We start from the raw sequence: 19,708 nt of genomic DNA, 5'->3' as shown, positions 1-19,708 counted from the left end.
CACGAAGCTCTCCGCTTCTCCCGCTTCGCTCCTCCAGCGAACAACTTCGAGGGGGCCCCGGGTGAACACCAAGCTCGTGTGCCGCGGCGGCCTGGTCGCCCTGGTCGTCCTCACGGCGCTCTACCTGGTCGCCCCGGTCTTCGTCGTCATCCCGACGTCGTTCAACGACAGCTCCTTCCTGGAGTTCCCGCCGAAGGCGTTCTCCACGCGCTGGTTCCAGGCCTACTTCGAGGACCCGGCGTGGATCAACGCCACCCTCAACTCGCTGCAGATCGGCGTGTGGGTGACGATCCTGTCGGTCGTCCTCGGTACGGCGGCCTCGCTGGCGATGGTCCGCGGCCGGTACCCGGTCAAGGCGCTGGTCAGCGGCCTGGTGCTCGCGCCGGTGCTGGTGCCGTACGTCATCATCGGACTCGCCGTCTATGCGGTCTTCCTCGAGCTCGGACTGACCCAGTCCATCCTCGGCTTCGTCCTCGTCCACACCGCGCTGGCCGTCCCGTTCGTGGTGATCAACGTCAGTGCGGCGCTGGTCAGCTTCGACGAGCGGCTCGAGATGGCGGCCATGAGCCTCGGCGCGAACCGGATCACCACCTTCCTCAAGGTGACCCTCCCGTGCATCGGGCCGAGCGTCGCAGCGGGCGCGCTGTTCGCCTTCATCACCTCCTTCGACGAGGTCGTGACCAGCGTCTTCCTCGCGGGGCCCGACGTCAGCACGCTCCCCGTGCAGATGTGGAGCGGCGTCCGGGTGCAGATCGACCCGACCGTGGCCGCGGTCAGCACCATGCTCCTGCTCGTCACCCTCGCCCTGTTCGCCTCGGCCGGCCTGGTGCGCCTCTTCCGCGCCCGTCGCCTCGCCAAGGCCGCCTGACTCCCCTCCACGCACGCAGCCACCACGCAGCATCGGAGCACTCCCATGGACACCACCACCAGCACGCTCGCCGCCACCGGCGTCGCCATCGACATCCGCAACGTCGTGAAGCGCTACAAGACGATGACCGCGGTCGACGACGTCTCGCTCACGATCGAGCCGGGGGAGTTCCTCACCCTGCTCGGCTCCAGCGGCTCGGGCAAGTCGACCCTGCTCAACATCATCGCCGGCTTCATCAGCGCCGACAGCGGCGCGATCGAGGTCGGCGGCCGGAACCTGACGAAGGTCCCGCCCTACCAGCGCGACCTCGGCATGGTCTTCCAGCACTACGCGCTCTTCCCGCACATGAGCGTGTGGGACAACGTCGCCTTCCCGCTGCGCCGGCGTCGCATCCCCAAGGCGCAGGTCGCCGAGCGGGTCCAGCGTGCGCTCGAGGTCGTGGAGCTCGGCCACCTCGGCAAGCGCCGGCCCGCCCAGCTGTCCGGCGGCCAGCAGCAGCGGGTGGCCTTGGCCCGCGCGATCGTCTTCCAGCCGCAGGCGCTGCTGATGGACGAGCCGCTGGGTGCGCTCGACAAGCGGCTGCGCGAGCAGCTCCAGCTCGAGATCAAGCGCCTGCACCGCGAGCTCGGCACGACCTTCGTCTTCGTCACCCACGACCAGGAGGAGGCACTGGCCATGTCCGACCGGATCGCCGTGCTGCGCGACGGCGCTCTGGTCCAGGTGGGCACACCCGTCGAGCTCTACGAGCGCCCGTCGAGCCGCTACACGGCGGAGTTCCTGGGCGAGTCGAACATCTTCACCGGCCGCAAGCACGGCGTCGACGAGGGCTCGGCGCTCGTCGTGCGGCCCGAGCACATCCGGCTGAGCGCCGCCGGCGCGGACCTGCCCGCGGGCCACAACGCCGTCGACGGCGTGGTGCGCGAGGTCGTCTACCTCGGCTCCGGGCTGCGCGTCGAGGTCGCCCTGCCCGACGGCCGCCACCTGATCACCCGCTCCGAGGTCCGTGGAGCCGTGAGCCCCAGCCCGGGCCTCCCGGTCGCCGCGCACTGGCACCCCGAGCACGCCCTGGTCGTCCGCGACGACACCGCCGCCTGACATCCACCCGAGCCACGAAGGAACGAGAGAGACCCCATGAGCCACACCATCAGCGACGGCATCGCACTCACCGAGGAGCAGCAGGAGTTCGTCGCGCTGGCGCGTGACTTCGCCGAGCGGGAGATCCGTCCGCGGGCCCGCGACGTCGACGAGGCCGACACCGAGTCGCCGCTCGACCTGTGGGCCAAGGCGGCGCAGATCGGCCTGGCGTCGTACATGCTTCCGGCCGAGTACGGCGGCGGTGGCATCACCGACCTCGTCACGCAGTGCCTGGTCCAGCAGGAGCTCTGCTACGGCGACGTCGGCATCGGCAACTTCCTCACCTCCAGCGCCTTCTTCGCCGGTCCGGTCGAGGCCCTCGGCAACGAGGAGCAGAAGAAGCGCTGGCTGACGCCCCTGACCGGCGACAACCCGCCGGTGACCGCGCTCGCCGTCACCGAGCCCGGCGTCGGCTCCGACTCCGCGGCCCTGCAGACCCGCGCGGTCCGGGAGGGCGACGAGTACGTCCTCAACGGCCAGAAGACCTGGATCTCCAACGCCCCCTACGCGAAGTGGATCATCGTCTTCGCGACCGTCGACCCGGCGCTGCGCTCGCGCGGCATCACTGCCTTCGTCGTCGACCGCGACCTGCCCGGCGTCACCATCGGCCAGCCGATGAAGAAGATGGGCCAGCGCGGCATCGCCAACGCCGAGGTCTTCCTCGAGGACGTCCGGGTGCCGCTCGAGGCCCGCCTCGGCGAGGAGGGCCAGGGCTTCTACGGCCTGATGCGGACCTTCGACGCCTCGCGCATCCTCATCGGCGCCGGCGCGACCGGCCTCTCGCGCGCCGCGCTCGACCAGGCCACCCAGTACGCCCGGGAGCGCACGCAGTTCGGGAAGCCGATCATCGAGCACCAGGCCGTCGCCTTCCGCCTGGCCGACATGGCCGCCAAGACCGACGTCTCGCACCTGGTCACCATGCGTGCCGCCCGGCTCTTCGACCAGGGCCAGATGACCGCCATGGAGTCGGCGATCGCCAAGCTCACCGCGTCGGAGAACACCTCGTGGGTCACCAACGCCGCGCTCTCCATCCACGGCGGCTGGGGCTACAGCCGGGAGTTCCTGCTGGAGAAGTGGGTGCGCGACGCCAAGCTCGAGGAGCTCGAGGAGGGCACCAGCGACATCCAGCGGCTGATCATCTCCCGGGCAGTCGCCGCGCGATGAGCCACGCCGACCTGTCCGTCTTCTCCGATCCGCGCTCGGTCGCGGTCGTCGGCGCCTCCGCCGACCCCGCGAAGTGGGGCTACTGGCTGGCCCGCGGCGCGCTCCGGGGTGCCTCGCGCCGAGAGGTGCACCTGGTCAACGCCAAGGGCGCGACGATCGAGGGGGTCGCCTCGGTGCGCTCGCTCGACGACCTGCCGGAGGCGCCCGAGCTGGTGGTGCTGTGCGCACCGGCCGCGAGCGTTCCCGAGGTCGTGGACCGCGCGCTCGCCCTGGGCACCCGCGGCTTCCTCGGCATCACCGCGGGAATCGACGCGGCGCAGGGCGAGCCCGGCCTCGAGCGCCGGCTGGCCGAGCGGATCCGGGCCGCCGGAGCGCGGCTGGTGGGACCCAACTGCCTCGGCATGTACGACGCGGCGACCGACCTCGAGCTGGCCTGGGGCACCTTCGCTCCCGGCCACCTCGCCGTGATCTCGCAGTCCGGCCAGCTCGGGCTGGAGCTCGCGGGCCTGGCCGCCCACGAGGGGCTCGGCGTCTCCCGTTTCGTGTCCGTCGGCAACCAGGTCGACGTCACCGCCGCCGAGCTGCTCGACGACCTGGTGACGCACGAGCAGACCCGCGCGGTCGTGCTCTACCTGGAGAGCTTCGCCGACGCGCGGGGCCTGGTCGCCACCATGGCCCGCCTGCGCGAGGCCGGCAAGCCCGTGGTCGTCCTGACGGTGGGTGCCAGCGAGGCGAGCCGCGCCGCGGCCCAGTCGCACACGGGCGCCCTGACCGCGGCGACCGACGTGGTCCGCGCTGCCTGCCGGGCCGCCGGCGCCTCGCTCGTGGACACGCCGGCCCAGGCGGTGGAGCTCGCCCACCTGCTGCTCGGTGGCCCGCTGCCGGCGGGCCGACGGGTCGCGATCGTGAGCGACAGCGGCGGCCAGGGCGCCATCGCGGCCGACACCTTCGCGCGGCACGCGCTCGACGTTCCGCGCCTGTCCGACGCCACCAGAGCCGCACTCGCCGCACTCCTTCCCGCCGCGGCCGCGGTCGCCAACCCGGTCGACCTGGCGGGTGCCGGCGAGCAGGACCTCTCGACGTACGCCCGTGTGGTGGACGTCCTCGCCGCGAGCGGCGAGGTGGACGCGGTCGTCCTGTCCGGATACTTCGGCTGCTACGGCGCCGACACGCCGGAGCTGGTCGAGCGGGAGCTGGAGGTCGTCGGGGCGCTCGCCGGCGTCGTCGGCGACCATCGGCGCCCGGTCGTGGTGCACAGCATGAGCCACGACTCGGTCGCCGTGCAGTCGATGCGCGAGCAGGCGGTGCCGACCCTGCACACGATCGACGCGGTCGCGCGCTCGCTCGAGCTGGCGACCACGATGGCCGAGGACGCCGGGCGGCCGGTGCCGCCCGCGGTCGCCGCGCCGACCGCCGAGACGGGCAAGGCACTGGACTATCTCGCCGGGCGCGACCGGCTCGCCGCGGCCGGGGTCGTCTACCCGGGTGCGGCTCCCGTGCGAACCGTCGAGGATCTCCGTGCCGCTCTGCAGCGGCTCGCGGCGCCGTACGTGCTGAAGGCCGGCTGGCTCGAGCACAAGACCGAGGTCGGCGGCGTCGCGGTCGGCCTCGCCGACGCGGACGCGGCGGAGGCGGCCTTCGTCGCCATGAGCGGTCGGCTGGGGGAGGGCGAGTACGTCCTGGAGGAGATGGACCAGCAGGCCGATACCGTCGAGCTGATCGTCGGCGCCCGCCGCGACAGCTCGTTCGGCCCGGTGGTGCTGGTCGGCCTCGGCGGCGTCCAGGCCGAGCTCTACCGGGACGTGCAGATCGCGCTCGCGCCGGTCTCCGAGACCGACGCCCGCGCGATGCTCGCGGCGCTGCGGGCCTACCCACTGCTCGACGGCTGGCGCGGTCGCCCCGCGGTCGACGTCGACGCCGCGGCGCGGGTCGTCGCGGCCGTGTCCCGGCTGCTGGCCGAGGAACCCGACCTCGTCGAGTGCGAGATCAACCCCCTGCGGGTCGGACCGGAGGGCGCCGTCGCCGTCGACGCGCTCGTCCTGGCCGCAGACCGGCCCAACGACGTGTCAGGAGACGACGCATGAGTGAGCTCGCGGGCAGGGTCGCGCTGGTGACCGGCGGTGACGTGCTCAGCGTCGACGGAGGACAGTGGCTGGGCAAGGTCGTCTACGCCCACCCCTCGAAGGGAGCAGGAGCATGACCGTGATGACAGGGGGAGAGGCGCTCGTGGCGGCGCTCGCCGCGCACGGCGTTGACGTCGCCTTCGGCATCCCCGGCACCCACAACCTGGAGATCTACCGGCACCTCGGTGCCCACGGCGTACGCCACGTCAGCACGCGCCACGAGCAGGGCGCCGGGTACGCCGCGGACGGCTATGCCCGGACCACCGGCCGCGTCGGCGTCGCGATCGTCACGAGTGGCCCTGCGCTGCTGAACGCCGCGACGGCGGTGGGGCAGGCCTACTCCGACTCGGTGCCGATCCTCGTCGTGTCGCCGGGGCTGCCCCTGCGCCATCCCGCGGCCGGCAACGGGCTGCTGCACGAGACGCGCGACCAGCAGGCGGTGATGGCGGCGGTCGCCGCCGCCAGCCTCCGTCCCACCAGCGTCGCCGAGATCCCGACCGCCGTGGCACAGGCCTTCTCGATCATGACGTCCGGTCGTCCCCGCCCGGTGCATCTCGAGGTGCCGCTCGACGTCCTGGCCGAGAGCGGCGAGGCGCCCGACGTCGAGCCGGTCGCCGCGGGGCCCCTGGCCCCGCCCGCCGCCGCCGTCGCGGCCGCCGCGGCGCTGTTGAGCGACGCCTCTGCACCGGTCCTCCTGGTCGGCGGAGGCGCGCGGACCGCCGCTGCGCAGGTCCGGGCGCTCGCCGAGCGCCTCGGCGCCCTGGTCGTGACGACCACGAACGGCAAGGGGACCCTGCCTGAGGACCACCCGCTCGCGCTGGGTGCCGGCATCCACCTGCCCGCCGTGCGCTCGCTGGTCGAGGAGGCCGACGTCGTCGTCGCGGTCGGCACCGAGCTGGCGCCCGCCGATCTCTGGTACGGCGCCCTGCCGGTGACCGGCAAGCTGGTCCGGGTCGACGTCGACCCGGTCGGCATGCTCACCAACGCCACGCCGACCGTCGCGGTCCTCGGCGACGCGGCGCTCGCGCTCGACGCGCTGCTGTCCGGCCTCGGCGCGGGCAGTCCGGCCGCGCTCGACGCCTCCGGCTGGCGCGAGCGGAAGGCCAAGGACGCGCAGGCCGAGGGCGCGGAGTGGCTCGACGTCGTCGCGGCGCTGGCCGCCGCCGTGCCGCGGGACGTGGTGATGGCGACCGACAACGCGATGGCCTGCTATCTCGGCACCCTCGCCGGCCTCGCGACGCACACGCCCGCGTCGTACCTCTTCCCGACCGGCTTCGGCACCCTCGGCTTCGGGCTGCCCGCCGGGATCGGCGCCAAGGTCGGCAACCCCGATCGGCCGGTCGTCGCGATGCTGGGCGACGGAGGCGTCATGTTCACCGTCGCGGAGCTGGCCACCGCGGCGGAGCTGGGGATCGCGCTCCCTGTCGTCGTCGTCGACAACTCCGGCTACGGCGAGATCCGCAACGAGATGGCCGAGCGGGGCGACCCGGTGCACGCGGTGACCTTCCCGGCCCCGGACTTCGCGGCCCTGGGGCGGGCCGTCGGCTGCCTCGGCGTCACCGTCGACCTCGGCGCCGACGGCACGCCGGCCGACCTCACCGCCGCTGTCCGCGACGCGCTCGCGGCCGAGCGACCCACCGTGATCCACGTCCGCATGCCCCACCCCCGTGAAGGAGTAGCCCGATGACCGCCCCGAGCAGCACCGACAGCCTGCTGGAGATCACCTGGACCGACCCGGTCACCGGGCGCAAGGGCTATGTCGTCATCGACACCCTCGTGCGCGGGCTCGCCAGCGGCGGGCTGAGGCTGCGCGAGGGCTGCTCGCTGGCGGAGGTGCGAGGGCTGGCACAGGGCATGACCCGCAAGGAGGCCCTCGTCTACGACCCCGCGGACCGCTATCTGCCGCTGGGCGGCGGCAAGGGCGGGATCGACATCGACCCGGCCGACCCCCAGGCCACCGAGGTGCTGCGACGCTTCCTCGCCGCGGTGCTCCCCGTGGTCCGCGAGCAGTGGAACACCGGCGAGGACTTCGGCCTGCGCCAGGAGACGATCGACAAGGTCGCCGCCGACCTCGGCCTGCCGTCGACCGTCGAGGCCGTCTTCGCGACCCTCGACGACGCGCCCGCCGCGCGGGAGCGGCTGGCCACTGCCTTCGCCGACCTGGTCGGCGGCATCTCGCTCGGAGACCTCGTCGGCGGCTACGGCGTCGCGCAGGCCTCGCTCGTCGCCGCGGAGCGGCAGGGCATCGCCCCGGGCGAGGCCACCGCGGTCGTCCAGGGCTTCGGCTCCATCGGCGGTGCGGCCGCCCGCTATCTCGCCGAGGCCGGCGTGAAGGTCGTCGCCGTCGCCGACCGCGAGGGCCTCATCCGCGACGACCGCGGCCTCGACGTCGAGGCGCTGCTCGCGGCGCGCAACGGCCTGGGCGTGATCGCGCGCGGCGCGCTGCCGGACGGCGTCGAGCTGGGTGACCGCGACGCATGGCTCGACGTGCCCTGCGACCTTCTCGTGCCGGCCGCGATGTCCTACGTGATCGGACCCGAGGACGCCGCGCGGGTGCGGGCGCGGATCGTCGTCGAGGGCGCCAACATGCCGACCCTGCCGGAGGCGGAGGCCGCCCTCGCCGCCCGCGGGATCCCCGTCGTACCGGACTTCCTCGCCAATGTCATGACCAACGCCTGGTGGTGGTGGGTCGTGTTCGGCGACGTCGCACCGACGGCTGAGTCGTCGTACGCCAAGATCCGCACGGTCATGCGGCGCCTCGTCACCGAGGTCGGCGACGCCGCCGACGCGTCCGGCCGGACGCTGCGCGCGTGCGCCCTCGAGCTCACGGCCCGCAACTCCGCGGCCCTGCAGGAGCGCTTCGGGGTCACGGGATGACCCACGGCCGCCTGTTCATCGGCGGCCGCTGGCAGGCGCCCTCCGACGGAGGGAGCCGCGAGGTCGAGAACCCCGCGACGGAGCAGGTGATCGCGCGGGTCGCCGAGGGTGGCCCGCGCGACGTCGAGCATGCCGTCGCCGCGGCCCGTGTCGCGTTCCCGTCGTGGTCGGCGACGCCGGTCGCCGACCGCGTCGTGCTCCTCGAGGGGTGGTACGCCGAGCTCCGTGCCGTCTCCGGGCAGCTGGTCGCGACCACCGTCGCCGAGGTCGGCGCGCCGGTCGCCGTCGCCCGCGAGGCGCATGTCGACCTCGGTCTCGCCGTCCTGCGCGGCTCTCTCGACGCTGCCGCGGAGGTGGCGTGGGAGGAGGAGGTCGGCCTCTCGCTGGTGCTGCGCGAGGCGGCCGGGGTGGCAGCGTGCATCACGCCGTGGAACTACCCCTTCTACCAGGTCCTCGCGAAGCTCGGCGGCGCCCTCGTCGCTGGCTGCACCGTCGTCCTCAAGCCGGCCGAGCTCACGCCGCTGTCGGCCTACCTGCTGGTCGAGGCGGCCGAGCGTGCGGGTCTCCCGGCGGGTGTCCTCAACCTGGTGACCGGTGCCGGTGCCGTCGTGGGCGAGGCGCTGGTCACCCACCCCGATGTCGACGTGGTGTCGTTCACCGGGTCCACGGCGGTCGGAGCGCGGATCACCGCGCTCGCGGCCCCGACGGTCAAGCGCGTGTGCCTGGAGCTCGGCGGCAAGTCCGCGAGCGTGGTGCTCGACGACGCCGACCTGGTCCGGGCCGTGACGTCCACCGTCGAGGCAGCCATGCTCAACTCGGGCCAGACGTGCAGCGCCTGGTCGCGCCTGCTGGTCCCGGCGCCGCGGCTGGCCGAGGCCGAGGAGATCGCGGCCGCCGTCGCGGCCGGTCTCGTGCTCGGCGACCCGCTCGCGGAGAGCACCCGGCTGGGCCCGGTGGTCTCCGCCGGCCAGCGCGCGACGGTCGCCGGCTTCGTCGACCGCGCCGTGTCCGCGGGGGCGCGGATCGTCGCGGGCGGCTCCGCGCCACCTCGCTCCCTGGGCCACTTCCATGCCGCCACCGTGCTCTCCGACGTCGCGCCCGACGCCGAGGTCGTGCGGGAGGAGGTCTTCGGTCCGGTCATGACCATCCAGGGCCATCGGTCCGACGACGACGCCGTCGCGCTCGCCAACGCGTCGTCGTACGGTCTGCACGGCGGTGTCTGGTCGGCCGACCCGGACCGGGCGCTGGCCCTCGCCCGGCGCCTGCGGACCGGGCAGGTCGACCTCAACGGCGCCGCGTTCAACCCGTCCGCGCCGTTCGGCGGCTACGGGCGCTCCGGCAACGGGCGCGAGCTCGGCCGGCACGGCATCGAGGAGTTCCTCGAGACCAAGTCGGTCCAGCGGTGACCGCGGTGGCGGCCGACGGCGTCCGGACCCGTCGTACCGCGGCGCTCGCGCTGGTCGGCGTCACGGCGGTGTGGGGCTCGACCTTCGGGCTCTCGAAGGACCTGATCGAGCGGCTCCCGGTCGCCGACTACCTCGGGCCGCGCTACCTGGTCGCCGGGACCGTGCTGCTGGCCGTCGCGCCGCGGCTGCTGCGCGGGCTGAGCCCGCACACCCTGCGGGTGGGCGTCGGCCTGGGGGTGCTCTACGCAGCGGCGCAGCTCCTGCAGTTCCATGGCCTCGCTCACACGGCGCCCACCGTGTCGGCGTTCGTGGTGGCCATGTACGTCGTGTTCACGCCACTGCTCGCCGCCGTCCTCCCCGGACGTCGGGTCGAGCCGGTGACCTGGCTGGCGGTGGCCGTGGCGACCGGCGGTGTGGCCGTGATGTCGCTGCGCGGCTGGGCGTTCGGAGCGGGCGAGGCGTTGACCCTGGTCGCCGCGGCGCTCTACGCCGTGCACATCCTCGCCCTCGGGCGCTGGGCGCGCGCCGACGAGGCGTTCGCGCTCACCTTCCTCCAGCTCGCGACGATGGGGGTGCTCCTCACCGCCGTCGGCGCGTCCGACGGTCTCACCCTCCCCGGAGCCGGTGACCTGCCGACCTTCGTCTACCTCGCCGTCTTCGCCGGCACCGTGACCCTGCTGGTGCAGACCTGGGCCCAGGGCCACATCGACTCCGGCCAGGCCGCAGTCCTCATGGTCCTGGAGCCGGTGTGGGCCGCGGTCTTCGGCGTGCTGCTCTGGCACGAGGGGCTCGGTCCGCGCACGCTCCTGGGCGGGGCGCTGGTCCTGGTGGCGATGCTCATGGTCGTCGCCCGCCCCGCCGCGGAGCCGCTGCCCGAGCCGCCGACCTCCCACGCCTGACCAAGGAGAGCCATGTACGACGTCCTCGTCGTCGGCGGAGGCATCGCCGGCACCTCGATCGGCCACGAGCTGGCCGCCCGCGGACGCGCGGTCTGCGTCCTCGAGGCCGAGCCCGAGCTGGCCCGGCACACGACGGGGCGCTCCGCGGCCACCTGGATCGGCGGCTACGGCCCGCCCGAGGTGCGGCGCCTGACGCTCGCGAGCCGGGCCTTCCTCGACGACCCCCCGATCGACGTCGCCGGCCCGCTGCTGACGCCGCTGCCCTGCCTGTACGTCGGCGGGCCCGACGCCGCGCCGGACGCGGCGGCCGGCGTCCTCGGCGTGGCCGTCGCCCCCGCCGAGGCCGAGCAGCTCAACCCGCTGCTGCGCCCGGGCTGGACGTCGGTCGCGGTCCTCGACGACACCGCCTGCGAGCTCGACGTCGCGGGCCTGCACCAGGGCTACGTCCGCGCGCTGCGGGCGGCCGGGGGAGAGGTGCGCCTCCGCGCCCGGGTCGTCGGCGCGACCCGCGCGGCCGGGTCATGGCGGCTGTCGCTGGCGTCCGGGGACGTGCTCGCGGCGCCGGTGGTCGTGGTCGCCGCGGGTGCGTGGGGCGACGAGGTCGGCCGCCTGCTCGGCTCGGCGGGAGTCGGCCTGGAACCGCGCCGGCGCACGATCTTCGGGTCGCCGGCCGTCGTACCGCTGACGGGGATGCCGTTCACCTGCGCCATCGACGGCGGCTGGTACGTCAAGGCCGAGGGCGGGCTCGCCCTCTGCTCGCCGGAGGACGCCGAGCCGCACGCACCGGGAGACCCGAGGCCCGACGAGCTCGAGATCGCCCGCACGATCGAGGCCGTCAACGAGGCGACCGTGCTCGGGCTGCGCAGCGTGCGCACCGCCTGGGCCGGCCTGCGCACCTTCGCCCCGGGCGGCGAGCCCGTCGCGCGCTACGACGACGACGTGGAGGGACTCTTCTGGTTCGTCGGCCAGGCCGGCTACGGCATCCAGATGGCGCCCGCCCTCGCCCGCGAGGCCGCCCAGCGCCTGGCCGAGGTGTGAGGAGTGGGGGCGCGAGGTGTGAGAAGTGGGCGCCTTCTTGGTCCGGCGTACGACGGGTGAGCCGCTAGCATCGGCGACGCCCGGGCTCCCCGGGCTGCTGGAGGCGAGGAGGGACCATGGCCGGCGACGTCGACTCGCGACGCCAGCGCATCATCGACGCGACCCTCGACGTGATCCGCGACCGCGGCCTGGCCGGCACCCGCACCCAGGAGATCGCGCGCCGCGCCGGGGTCAGCGCCGGGCTGCTGCTGTACCACTTCCAGACGCTCGACGGCGTGATCGCCGCCGCCATGCAGGAGTCCGAGGACCGCTACTACCGCAGCCTCGAGGACGAGGAGGCTGCGGGACGCCCGGCCGTGGAGCGGTTGCGGCTCCTCGTCGAGCGCTCGGGCGACGCGTCCGAGGTGATCTCCGCGTGGACCCTGTGGATGGAGTTCTGGGTGCGGGCGCTGCGCGACCCCGCGACCGCCCAGCTGTGCACGACCCTGGAGTCGCGGTGGCGCGCGGTGCTGCTCGACGTCATCGAGCAGGGGGTCCGGGAGGGCACCTTCACCACCCCGTCGCCGCGGGTTGCGACCGTCCGGCTGGCAGCGCTGCTGGACGGGCTCTCCGTCGCCGCGACGCTGGGGGACCGGGAGGTGCCGGTCGACGCGGTCCCGGACCTGTGGCTCGCGGCCGCCGCGCGCGAGCTGGAGTGTGACCCGGGGCTGCTGGGGGTCTGACAGCAGCCCCGGGCCGGCTCTCACCCCAGTGCGGCCAGCACCTCGGCGGCAGCGCGCTCGCCCGAGCGGATCGCGCCGTCGACGTAGCCGTTGCCGATCCCGGCCGTCTCCGTGCCCGCCCAGTGCAGCGGTCCGACCGGCTCGCGACGACCGGCGGCGTGCTCGGCCCAGGTCCCCGGCGACGGCACGGCCGCGTACGCCCCCTCGGCCCACGGGTCGTCGGACCAGAGCCGTTCCAGATAGCCCGTCGGCTCGCCGGCCTCCGGCCCCAGCACCCCCAGGACGTCGAGCACGGCCTTGCGCCGCGTCTCCGCCGGCTGCACCGACCAGGTCCGGTAGTCGTCGGCGTACACGAACGCCGCGATCACGCCGCACGCCTCGTCGGCGGGGGAGTTGTCGAAGGTGTACGCCACCGCGCTGCCGTCGTACGTCGTCACCTGGCCGGACAGGCCGCGCTCGCGCCAGAAGGGGCGCTCGTAGGTGACGTGCACCTTGGCGACATCGCCCATCGGGCTGCGCGCCAGCCACCGTCGGCGGGAGACCGGGAGCATCGGCGCGAAGGCGATCCGGGCCTGGGCGGGCGGCGTGGCGGTGACGATGGCGCGCCGCGCACGGACGGGGCCGCCGTCGGTCGCGAGCAGCACGCCGTCGTCGCTCCATTCGACACGGGTAACCGCCGTGCCGAGCCGGACGACGTCCCCGAGAGCGGCCGCGGCGGCCCGCGCCGGCGCGTCGGCTCCGTCGACGAGGCGACTGTCCTGGGCGCCGCCGCGGGTGCCGAGCAGCGGGCCCAGCCCACCTCCCGCGGCCACGTAGAAGAGCAGGTGGAAGAGGGACAGGTCGCGCGGCTCGCAGGCCCACAGCCCCTGGACGACCAGGCGCATCCGCCGACGCGCGTCGGGGGAGTCGGTCGCCGCGAGGAGCCAGTCCTCGACCGTGCGGGAGTCCCACGCGGCCAGGTCGGGGCAGGCCTCCGGGCGCTCGGGGTCGACCCGGGCGGCGAGCGCGTCGAGCCGCCCGACGAGGGCGTCGTACGCCGCGGAGTCGTGCTCGGCCGGATGGCTGCCACTGGTGTGGGGGAGCGGAGGCGAGCCGGGCCACAGCTCGAGGTGGGTGCCGGCGTCGTACGTCGGGAACCGCGCGCAGCCGAAGCGGTCGGCCCAGCGCAGGAACGCCGTCTGCGCGGGTCCGACCCACTGCCCGCCGTGGTCGATGCGGACGCCGTCCTCCTCGCGGGTCCAGACCCGGCCGCCGACCCGGTCGGCGGCCTCGAGGACCACCACCGAGCGTCCCGCGGCGGACAGCTCCAGCGCGGCGGCGAGACCGGCGTACCCGGCTCCGACGACCGCGACGTCGACGTGCTCCATGCATGGCTCCTTCGCTGGGGATCGCTCTTGACAGGTGTGAGCGCCGTCACGGATCCTATCCTGACTGAACACTCAGTCAAGAATCCAGGAGGACCGGATGGACGACGACATGCGCGCCGAGCTCGAGCGCCGGCTGGGGCTCATCGAGGACGCGGGTGGAGCGGAGGCGGCCCTCCCACCGCTGCCGCTCGCGGACCTGCTGGCGGCCGCTGTCGGGCTCGCCCTGGTGACGATCGCGCTGCTCTGGTGGGTGCTGTGAGCGCCCCCGCACGAGCCGCCGCGCCGGAGGAGGACGCGACGCTCAGCGAGCTGCCGCTCCTGCGCCGGGAGCGGATCTGGGGCTTCTGGGACTACTCCTCGGTCAACATCGGCCTCGCCATCGCCACCTGGGCCTTCCTCCAGGGCGGCGCCGTCGCCTACTACGTCGGGGCCGAGAAGGCGATCGCCAGCATCGTGATCGGCTACGGCGTCAGCGTCCTGCTCGTCTCGCTCGCGCCCTGCCTGCCCTGTGGCCGCTACGGCGTCGAGCAGTTCGTCTCGATGCGCAGCGTGCTGGGGGAGCGCGGAGCCCGGGTGCTCATGGTGGTCATGTCCGCGCTCCTGGCCGCGGCCTGGTCGGCGGTGCTGGCGATCATGTGCGGCCACGCGCTGGCGAATGTCGCCAACCAGGTCCTCGACACCGAGATCTCCTCCGGTGCCGGGATCGTCAGCGTCCTCGCCGTCCTGGCTCTCGCCGCGTCGTGGGTGATCGTCGCGCGCGGTCCCCGCTCGATCGAGCTGGTCAACCGCTTCGTGGCGCCCGGCCTCGTGGTGGTGACGCTCGTGATGCTCACTCTCGTGCTCACCCGCACCGGCTGGTCCGAGCTCGCGGCCACCCCCGCACTCGACCCGTGGGGCGACAGCCACCTCGACTTCATGCTCGCCGTCGAGCTCAACATCGCGGGCGGCTTCGCCTGGTGGCCCAATGTCGGCAACCTCGCGCGGCTCACCCGCACCACCCGCAGCGCCTTCTGGCCGAACGCCCTCGGGCTCTTCCTGGCCTCCGTCGTGGCCGCCATCGTGGGCGTCTTCGCCGCCCTGGCCCTCGGCTCCGAGGACCCCACGCTGTGGATGGTGCCGCTCGGCGGCGCCCTGCTCGGCGTGCTGGCCCTGGCGTTCGTGGGGATGGCGAACGTGACCAGCGTTGTCGCGCAGAGCTATGCCGCCCTGGTCGCGATCAAGGGCGGTGGCGGTGGCGCCGTACGCCGCATCCCGTGGGCGCTGCTCGCCGCGCTGATCCTGGCGCCGGCCGCGGTCCTGGTGTTCTTCCCCGAGGCGGTCTACGACAACTACGCGCGCTTCGTCTCCTGGGGCGCGATCGTGGTCGCCCCGCTGTGCGCGGTGCAGGTCGTCGACTTCTTCGTGCTGCGCCGCCAGCACCTCGACGTCCGGGCGCTCCACCTGCCGTACGCCGAGTCGCGCTACGGGTTCGTCCGTGGCTGGAACCCGGTCGCCGTGGCGGCGCTGCTGCTCGGCGCACTGACCTATGCCCTGCTGTTGAACCCGGTGACCTACGAGCCGGCGGGCTGGTTCCGCTACCTGACGGCGTCGCTCCCGGCGTTCGCGGTCGCCGGGCTGGCCCACTACGCCGGGACCCGGCTCGTGCTCGCCCGTCGGACGGAGTGGGGAGGCTATCGCCGGCCCATGCCCTAACCTCGGCGCCATGTCGATCGTCGTGGTCACCGACTCCACCTCGACCGTCCCGGTCGAGGTGGCCGAGGCCAGCGGGGTGCACGTGGTCCCGCTGCAGGTGGTCATCGACGACGACGTCTACGACGAGGGCGCCGAGGAGGTCACCCCCGAGCGGCTGGCGGTCGCGCTGAAGGAGAAGCGCGCCGTCAGCACCTCGCGCGCGGCGCCCGCCGTCTTCGCCGAGCTCTACACCCGGCTCGCGGACCAGGGCGCGACCGAGATCGTGTCGGTCCACCTGTCCGCGGAGGTGAGTGGCACCTACGAGTCGGCGCTGGTCGCCTCCCGCGAGGCGCCCGTCCCGGTGACCTGCGTCGACAGTCGTCAGGTGGGGGTCGCCACCGGGTACGCCGTCGAGTCGGCACTCGCGGTGATCGCGGCCGGCGGGACGGCGGCCCAGGCCGCCGAGGCCGCACGGCGGCGGGCCGCCTCGGCCACCTCGCTGTTCTACGTCCACACCCTGGAGTACCTGCGGCGCGGCGGTCGCGTGGGCGCCGCGGCCGCCGTGTTCGGCGGCGCGCTCGCGGTGAAGCCGCTGCTCGGCATCGTCGACGGCGTGATCTGCCCGCAGGAGAAGGTGCGCACCGCGGGCAAGGCCATCGCCCGGTTGGAGGCCTTGGCGGTGGAGGCGGCGGGGGAGCAGCGTGTCGAGGTCTGCGTCGCCCACCTGGCGGCGGAGGAGCGGGCGCGGGCGATGGCCGAGCGGCTCGGGGAGCAGCTCGGCGAGCAGGTCGTGCCGGCGCGCACCGGTGAGCCGGTGCGCTGTGTCGAGCTCGGCGGCGTCCTCGGAGCCCACGTCGGCCCGGGCATGCTGGCGATCTGCGTGGCGCCCGTGCTCTGAGCGGAGCGCCATGGTCGACGCAACCGTCCCGGGAGCGGCGACCGGGTGCGTCGTCCGTCCACAGGCGCCGGCGGCGTGCCGCTCGTCCACAGGCGGGCCCGCGGCCGGGGCGCCGTGGCGGCCCGCCTGCCTAGCGTGCCGGGCATGTCCGTACGACGCCCCGCCTCTCGTCACGACCCGAGCGCTGCCGAGGCCGCGGCTCGCCGGCTGGCCCTGATCGCCTCCGACCTGGGCGTCGCCGGCCCGCGCCCGCCCGCGCCGCTGGACCCGACCGCCCCTCGCGAGCCGGTCGAGCCGTGGTGGGCCGACCACACCCGGGTGGTCGCCTCCGCCCCCTCCGCCCCCTCCGCCCCCGTCGTGCCCCGTGCGGCCGGTGCGGCCCCGGCGCTGCCGCAGCCGGGCCGGCACGCCGCCCGGCGGTCCGCGGTGCGGTCGGGGCACGGCCCGGCGGCGGGGCGCGTCGTCGCCCGTCTGCCGAGTCTGGGGCTGCCCCAGCTCACGGTCGTGGCCATCGCCGTGGCGCTTGCCCTCGCGGTCACGACGTGGTGGGTCGTCCGCGACCGACCCGATCCGCTCCGACCCGTCTCGGCGGCGCCCGCCGCACCGCTCGTGACACCGGCCGGTGGCTCGGCGGCCTCCCGCTCCGACCCGACCGCGACGGCCGGTGGTGCCGGGGGCACCGGCGCGACGGCGACGGCGGAGACGGTGACCGTCGACGTGGCGGGCGAGGTGCGCCGACCGGGCATCGTGGTCCTCGACGCGGGTGCCCGGGTCACCGACGCGCTGGCGGCGGCCGGCGGTCCGCGCAAGGGTGTCGACCTGACCCCGCTCAACCTGGCGCGCGTGCTGGTCGACGGTGAGCAGGTGGTCGTCGGCGCGGCCGCCACCGGTCCGGGCGGCGCGGGCGGCGCGGGCGGCTCCGGCGCGAGTCGCTCGGGGGCAGCGGCCACCGGCACCGCCACCGGGCCGCTGGTCAACCTCAACACGGCAGGGGTGACCGAGCTCGAGTCGCTGCCCCAGGTCGGGCCGGTGACGGCGGAGGCGATCCTGGCCTGGCGCGAGGCACACGGCGGTTTCACCAGCGTGGAGGAGCTGCTCGAGGTCGACGGGATCGGGGAGAAGACGCTCGCCCAGATCACCCCGCACGTGACGGTGTGAGGTGGGGCTCCCGGCTCCCCCCGAGGGCCCCGACCTCCGGATGCCCGTCCTCGGCGCAGCCGCCTGGCTCGGCGCCCTCGCGGCCCAGGCCTCCGTCATGATCGGGGGCGGCGTGCTCGCGCTCGCCGCGGCCGCTGCGGCGTTGCTCGCCTGGCGGCTGCCGAGGGACGGCGCGCGGCTGCTGCTGGCCTGCTTCCTGGTCGCGGCCGCCGCGGTCGGGGGCACGATCCTGCGTCACGACGCGGTGCGTGGGTCCCCGCTCCGTGACCTCGCGACCGAGCGGGCCGTCGCCGAGGTCCTGGGCACGGTGGTGTCGGACCCACGGACGGTCGAGGGACGCGCGGGCCCCGTGGCGGTGGTCCGGCTCCGGGTCGAGGAGGTGACCGCCCGCGGCCACGGGGTGCGGGTCGGCGGCACGGTCGTCGTACTGGGGGAGCCCGCCTGGACCCGGGTCGAGCTCGGCGAGCGGGTGCGCACCCGAGGGCGGCTGGCCGCCGCCGACGACCCGGCGACGGCGGCGCTGCTGACCGGTGCCCGGGCTCCGATCCGGGTCCGGGGGCCAGACCCGTGGTGGCGTGCGTCGGGTGCGGTGCGTGCCTCGATCCGCAGGGCGGTCCAGCACCGCCCGCCCGAGCAGGCCGGACTGGTGCCGGCGCTCGTCGACGGTGACGACGCGGGTCTTCCGGACCAGGTGGAGGAGGACTTCCGGACCACGGGGCTCACCCACCTCACGGCGGTCAGCGGCACCAACCTGACCCTGGTCGTCGGGACCCTGCTCCTCCTGGCACGCGCTCTCGGCGTCCGCCGGCGCTGGCTGACGCTCGTCGGGCTGGCCGGGATCGTGGGCTTCGTGCTGCTCGCGCGGACCGAGCCGAGCGTGCTGAGGGCCGCCGTCATGGGCACGGTCGGGCTGTTCGCGTTCGGCCCCGACGGCCGGCGGCGCGGGGTGCGGGCCCTGGGGGTCGCGGTCGCCGGACTCGTGCTGGTGCAGCCCGACCTCGCCGTGGCGCCGGGGTTCGTGCTCTCGGTGCTCGCCACGGCGGGGATCGTCCTGCTCGGGCCGCCCCTTGCGGCGGCGCTCGGGCGGTGGCTGCCGTCGGGCCTGGCGGACGCGATCGCGGTGCCGACCGCGGCGCAGCTGGCGTGTACGCCGGTGGTGGCGGCACTCTCGGGCGAGGTCAGCCTGGTGGCGATCGCGGCCAACCTGCTCGCGGGGCCGGCGGTCGGACCGGCCACGGTCCTCGGCCTCGCCGGAGGGCTCGTCGGTCTGGCCTGGCCGGGAGCCGGGCGCCTGTGCGGGACGCTCGCCGGCTGGTGCGTCGGCTGGATCGTCGCGGTCGCCGAGCAGGGTGCCCGACTCCCCGGCGCGGCCGTCGCGTGGGGAACGGGCGCCGTCGCCATCGGCGCGCTCGTGGCGCTCTGCCTGGCACTCGGCCTCGCCCTGCCCCGGCTCGTGCGGCACCGGGCCACCGGCGTACTGCTGGCCGTGGTGCTGGTCGTCGTGGTCCTCGGCGGACCGGGCCGGCTGCGGTCCGTCGTCTCGGGCGGCTGGCCGCCGCCGGGCTGGGTGGTCGCGGCCTGCGACGTGGGCCAGGGCGACGCGCTGGCCGTCGCCGTGGGCCCGCGCGCTGCGATCGTGGTGGACGCCGGCCCGGACCAGCGGGCGGTCGAGGGGTGCCTGGACCGGCTCGGCGTCGACGAGGTGCCGCTGGTCGTGCTGACCCACTTCCACGCCGACCACGTCGACGGCCTGGCGGGCGTGCTGTCCGGGCGTCGGGTCGGCGGCATCGAGACCTCGCCGCTGGCGGACCCGCCCGGCGGCGTCGAGGTCGTGCGCCGAGCGGCGGCGCGGGCGGGCGTCGCGGTGGCGACGGCGCCGTACGGCGCCACCCGGCGCATCGGCCGAGCGACGGTACAGGTGCTTCATCCCGACCTGCCCGCGACCGTGGAGGGGCCGGGCGACGGCAGCGCCGCCAACGACGCCAGCGTGGTCCTGCTGGTCGAGGTGTCCGGTGTGCGCCTGCTGCTCACCGGGGACGTGGAGCCTCCGGGCCAGGCGCAGGTGGCGAGGCTGGTCGGTGGGCTCGACGTCGACGTGCTCAAGGTGCCCCATCACGGCAGCGCTCACCAGGACCTGGGCTGGCTGGTGTCCTTGCGCCCGGAGCTCGCCTTGGTCTCCGCGGGAGCCGACAACGACTACGGCCATCCGGCTCCCGCGGTCGTGCGCGCCCTCGAGGGCGCCGGGGCGGCGGTGGCGCGCACCGACCGCGACGGCGACATCGCGGTCGTGGCCGACGGGCCGGGCGGGGTCCGCCCCGTCACCCGGAGGTGACCCGGGACGGGCAGGCCGGGTGCCGGAGATCCGTGTCGAAGCCGTATGGGA

The 19,708-nt window shown here is 74.9% G+C and carries 16 protein-coding genes; 15 read left to right on the top strand and 1 reads right to left on the bottom strand.

Annotated elements, in window-relative coordinates:
• The first annotated feature begins 61 nt into the window (after positions 1-61).
• The 10 genes from ACJ5H2_RS14185 (at position 62) to ACJ5H2_RS14140 (ending at position 12,231) form a co-directional block, all read left to right on the top strand.
• The gene (locus ACJ5H2_RS14185) at positions 62-868 is read left to right on the top strand and encodes an ABC transporter permease (RefSeq protein WP_408896056.1); all 807 of its coding nucleotides are present in this window, start codon (positions 62-64) and stop codon (positions 866-868) included.
• Between the two features lie 45 nt (positions 869-913).
• Complete coding sequence (locus ACJ5H2_RS14180) at positions 914-1,963, top strand: ABC transporter ATP-binding protein (RefSeq protein ID WP_408896055.1); 1,050 nt, start codon at positions 914-916, stop codon at positions 1,961-1,963.
• A 36-nt stretch (positions 1,964-1,999) separates the two neighbouring features.
• Positions 2,000-3,166: an acyl-CoA dehydrogenase family protein gene (locus tag ACJ5H2_RS14175; RefSeq protein ID WP_408896054.1), complete on the top strand. Its 1,167-nt coding sequence runs from the start codon at positions 2,000-2,002 to the stop codon at positions 3,164-3,166.
• Positions 3,163-5,250 (top strand): acetate--CoA ligase family protein, encoded by a 2,088-nt coding sequence (locus ACJ5H2_RS14170; protein ID WP_408896053.1) that lies wholly within the window; start codon positions 3,163-3,165, stop codon positions 5,248-5,250. Before ACJ5H2_RS14175 ends, ACJ5H2_RS14170 begins: the two co-directional genes overlap by 4 nt.
• Before the next feature lie 112 nt (positions 5,251-5,362).
• Positions 5,363-6,976, top strand: a complete 1,614-nt coding sequence (locus tag ACJ5H2_RS14165; RefSeq protein WP_408896052.1) for a 5-guanidino-2-oxopentanoate decarboxylase — start codon at positions 5,363-5,365, stop codon at positions 6,974-6,976.
• On the top strand, positions 6,973-8,166 hold the full coding sequence (locus tag ACJ5H2_RS14160) for a Glu/Leu/Phe/Val dehydrogenase dimerization domain-containing protein (RefSeq protein ID WP_408896051.1): 1,194 nt from the start codon (positions 6,973-6,975) through the stop codon (positions 8,164-8,166). The genes ACJ5H2_RS14165 and ACJ5H2_RS14160 overlap by 4 nt, the downstream gene beginning before the upstream one ends.
• Complete coding sequence (locus ACJ5H2_RS14155) at positions 8,163-9,572, top strand: aldehyde dehydrogenase family protein (RefSeq protein WP_408896050.1); 1,410 nt, start codon at positions 8,163-8,165, stop codon at positions 9,570-9,572. The genes ACJ5H2_RS14160 and ACJ5H2_RS14155 overlap by 4 nt, the downstream gene beginning before the upstream one ends.
• Entirely contained in the window at positions 9,569-10,471 is a 903-nt protein-coding gene (locus ACJ5H2_RS14150) for a DMT family transporter (RefSeq protein ID WP_408896049.1), read from the top strand. Before ACJ5H2_RS14155 ends, ACJ5H2_RS14150 begins: the two co-directional genes overlap by 4 nt.
• Positions 10,472-10,483: 12 nt before the next feature.
• Positions 10,484-11,509: an NAD(P)/FAD-dependent oxidoreductase gene (locus ACJ5H2_RS14145; protein ID WP_408896048.1), complete on the top strand. Its 1,026-nt coding sequence runs from the start codon at positions 10,484-10,486 to the stop codon at positions 11,507-11,509.
• Between the two features lie 116 nt (positions 11,510-11,625).
• Positions 11,626-12,231 carry a TetR/AcrR family transcriptional regulator gene (locus ACJ5H2_RS14140; RefSeq protein ID WP_408896047.1) on the top strand — a complete coding sequence of 202 codons (606 nt, stop codon included), beginning with the start codon at positions 11,626-11,628 and terminating at the stop codon, positions 12,229-12,231.
• Positions 12,232-12,251: 20 nt separating this feature from the next.
• Here ACJ5H2_RS14140 and ACJ5H2_RS14135 read toward each other — a convergent pair whose 3' ends face one another.
• Positions 12,252-13,598, bottom strand: a complete 1,347-nt coding sequence (locus ACJ5H2_RS14135; protein WP_408896046.1) for a flavin monoamine oxidase family protein — start codon at positions 13,596-13,598, stop codon at positions 12,252-12,254.
• 97 nt (positions 13,599-13,695) lie between these two features.
• Between ACJ5H2_RS14135 and ACJ5H2_RS14130 the strand changes: the two genes are divergently transcribed.
• From ACJ5H2_RS14130 to ACJ5H2_RS14110, 5 genes are all read left to right on the top strand, one after another.
• Positions 13,696-13,857, top strand: a complete 162-nt coding sequence (locus ACJ5H2_RS14130; protein WP_408896045.1) for a hypothetical protein — start codon at positions 13,696-13,698, stop codon at positions 13,855-13,857.
• Entirely contained in the window at positions 13,854-15,290 is a 1,437-nt protein-coding gene (locus ACJ5H2_RS14125; RefSeq protein ID WP_408896043.1) for a cytosine permease, read from the top strand. The genes ACJ5H2_RS14130 and ACJ5H2_RS14125 overlap by 4 nt, the downstream gene beginning before the upstream one ends.
• A 10-nt stretch (positions 15,291-15,300) precedes the next feature.
• Positions 15,301-16,167, top strand: coding sequence for a DegV family protein (locus ACJ5H2_RS14120; RefSeq protein WP_408896042.1), 867 nt, complete (start codon positions 15,301-15,303; stop codon positions 16,165-16,167).
• A gap of 144 nt (positions 16,168-16,311) precedes the next feature.
• A complete protein-coding gene (locus tag ACJ5H2_RS14115; RefSeq protein WP_408896041.1) occupies positions 16,312-17,325 on the top strand; it encodes a helix-hairpin-helix domain-containing protein in 1,014 nt (337 codons plus the stop codon).
• A 1-nt stretch (position 17,326) separates the two neighbouring features.
• Positions 17,327-19,657 carry a ComEC/Rec2 family competence protein gene (locus ACJ5H2_RS14110; RefSeq protein ID WP_408896040.1) on the top strand — a complete coding sequence of 777 codons (2,331 nt, stop codon included), beginning with the start codon at positions 17,327-17,329 and terminating at the stop codon, positions 19,655-19,657.
• Positions 19,658-19,708 lie beyond the last annotated feature (51 nt).

This window comes from Nocardioides pymetrozini (assembly GCF_046058985.1).
Taxonomy (GTDB): Bacteria; Actinomycetota; Actinomycetes; order Propionibacteriales; family Nocardioidaceae; genus Nocardioides.
Note: the sequence above shows the minus strand (reverse complement) of the source record. Positions and strands in the feature narration are given on the sequence as shown.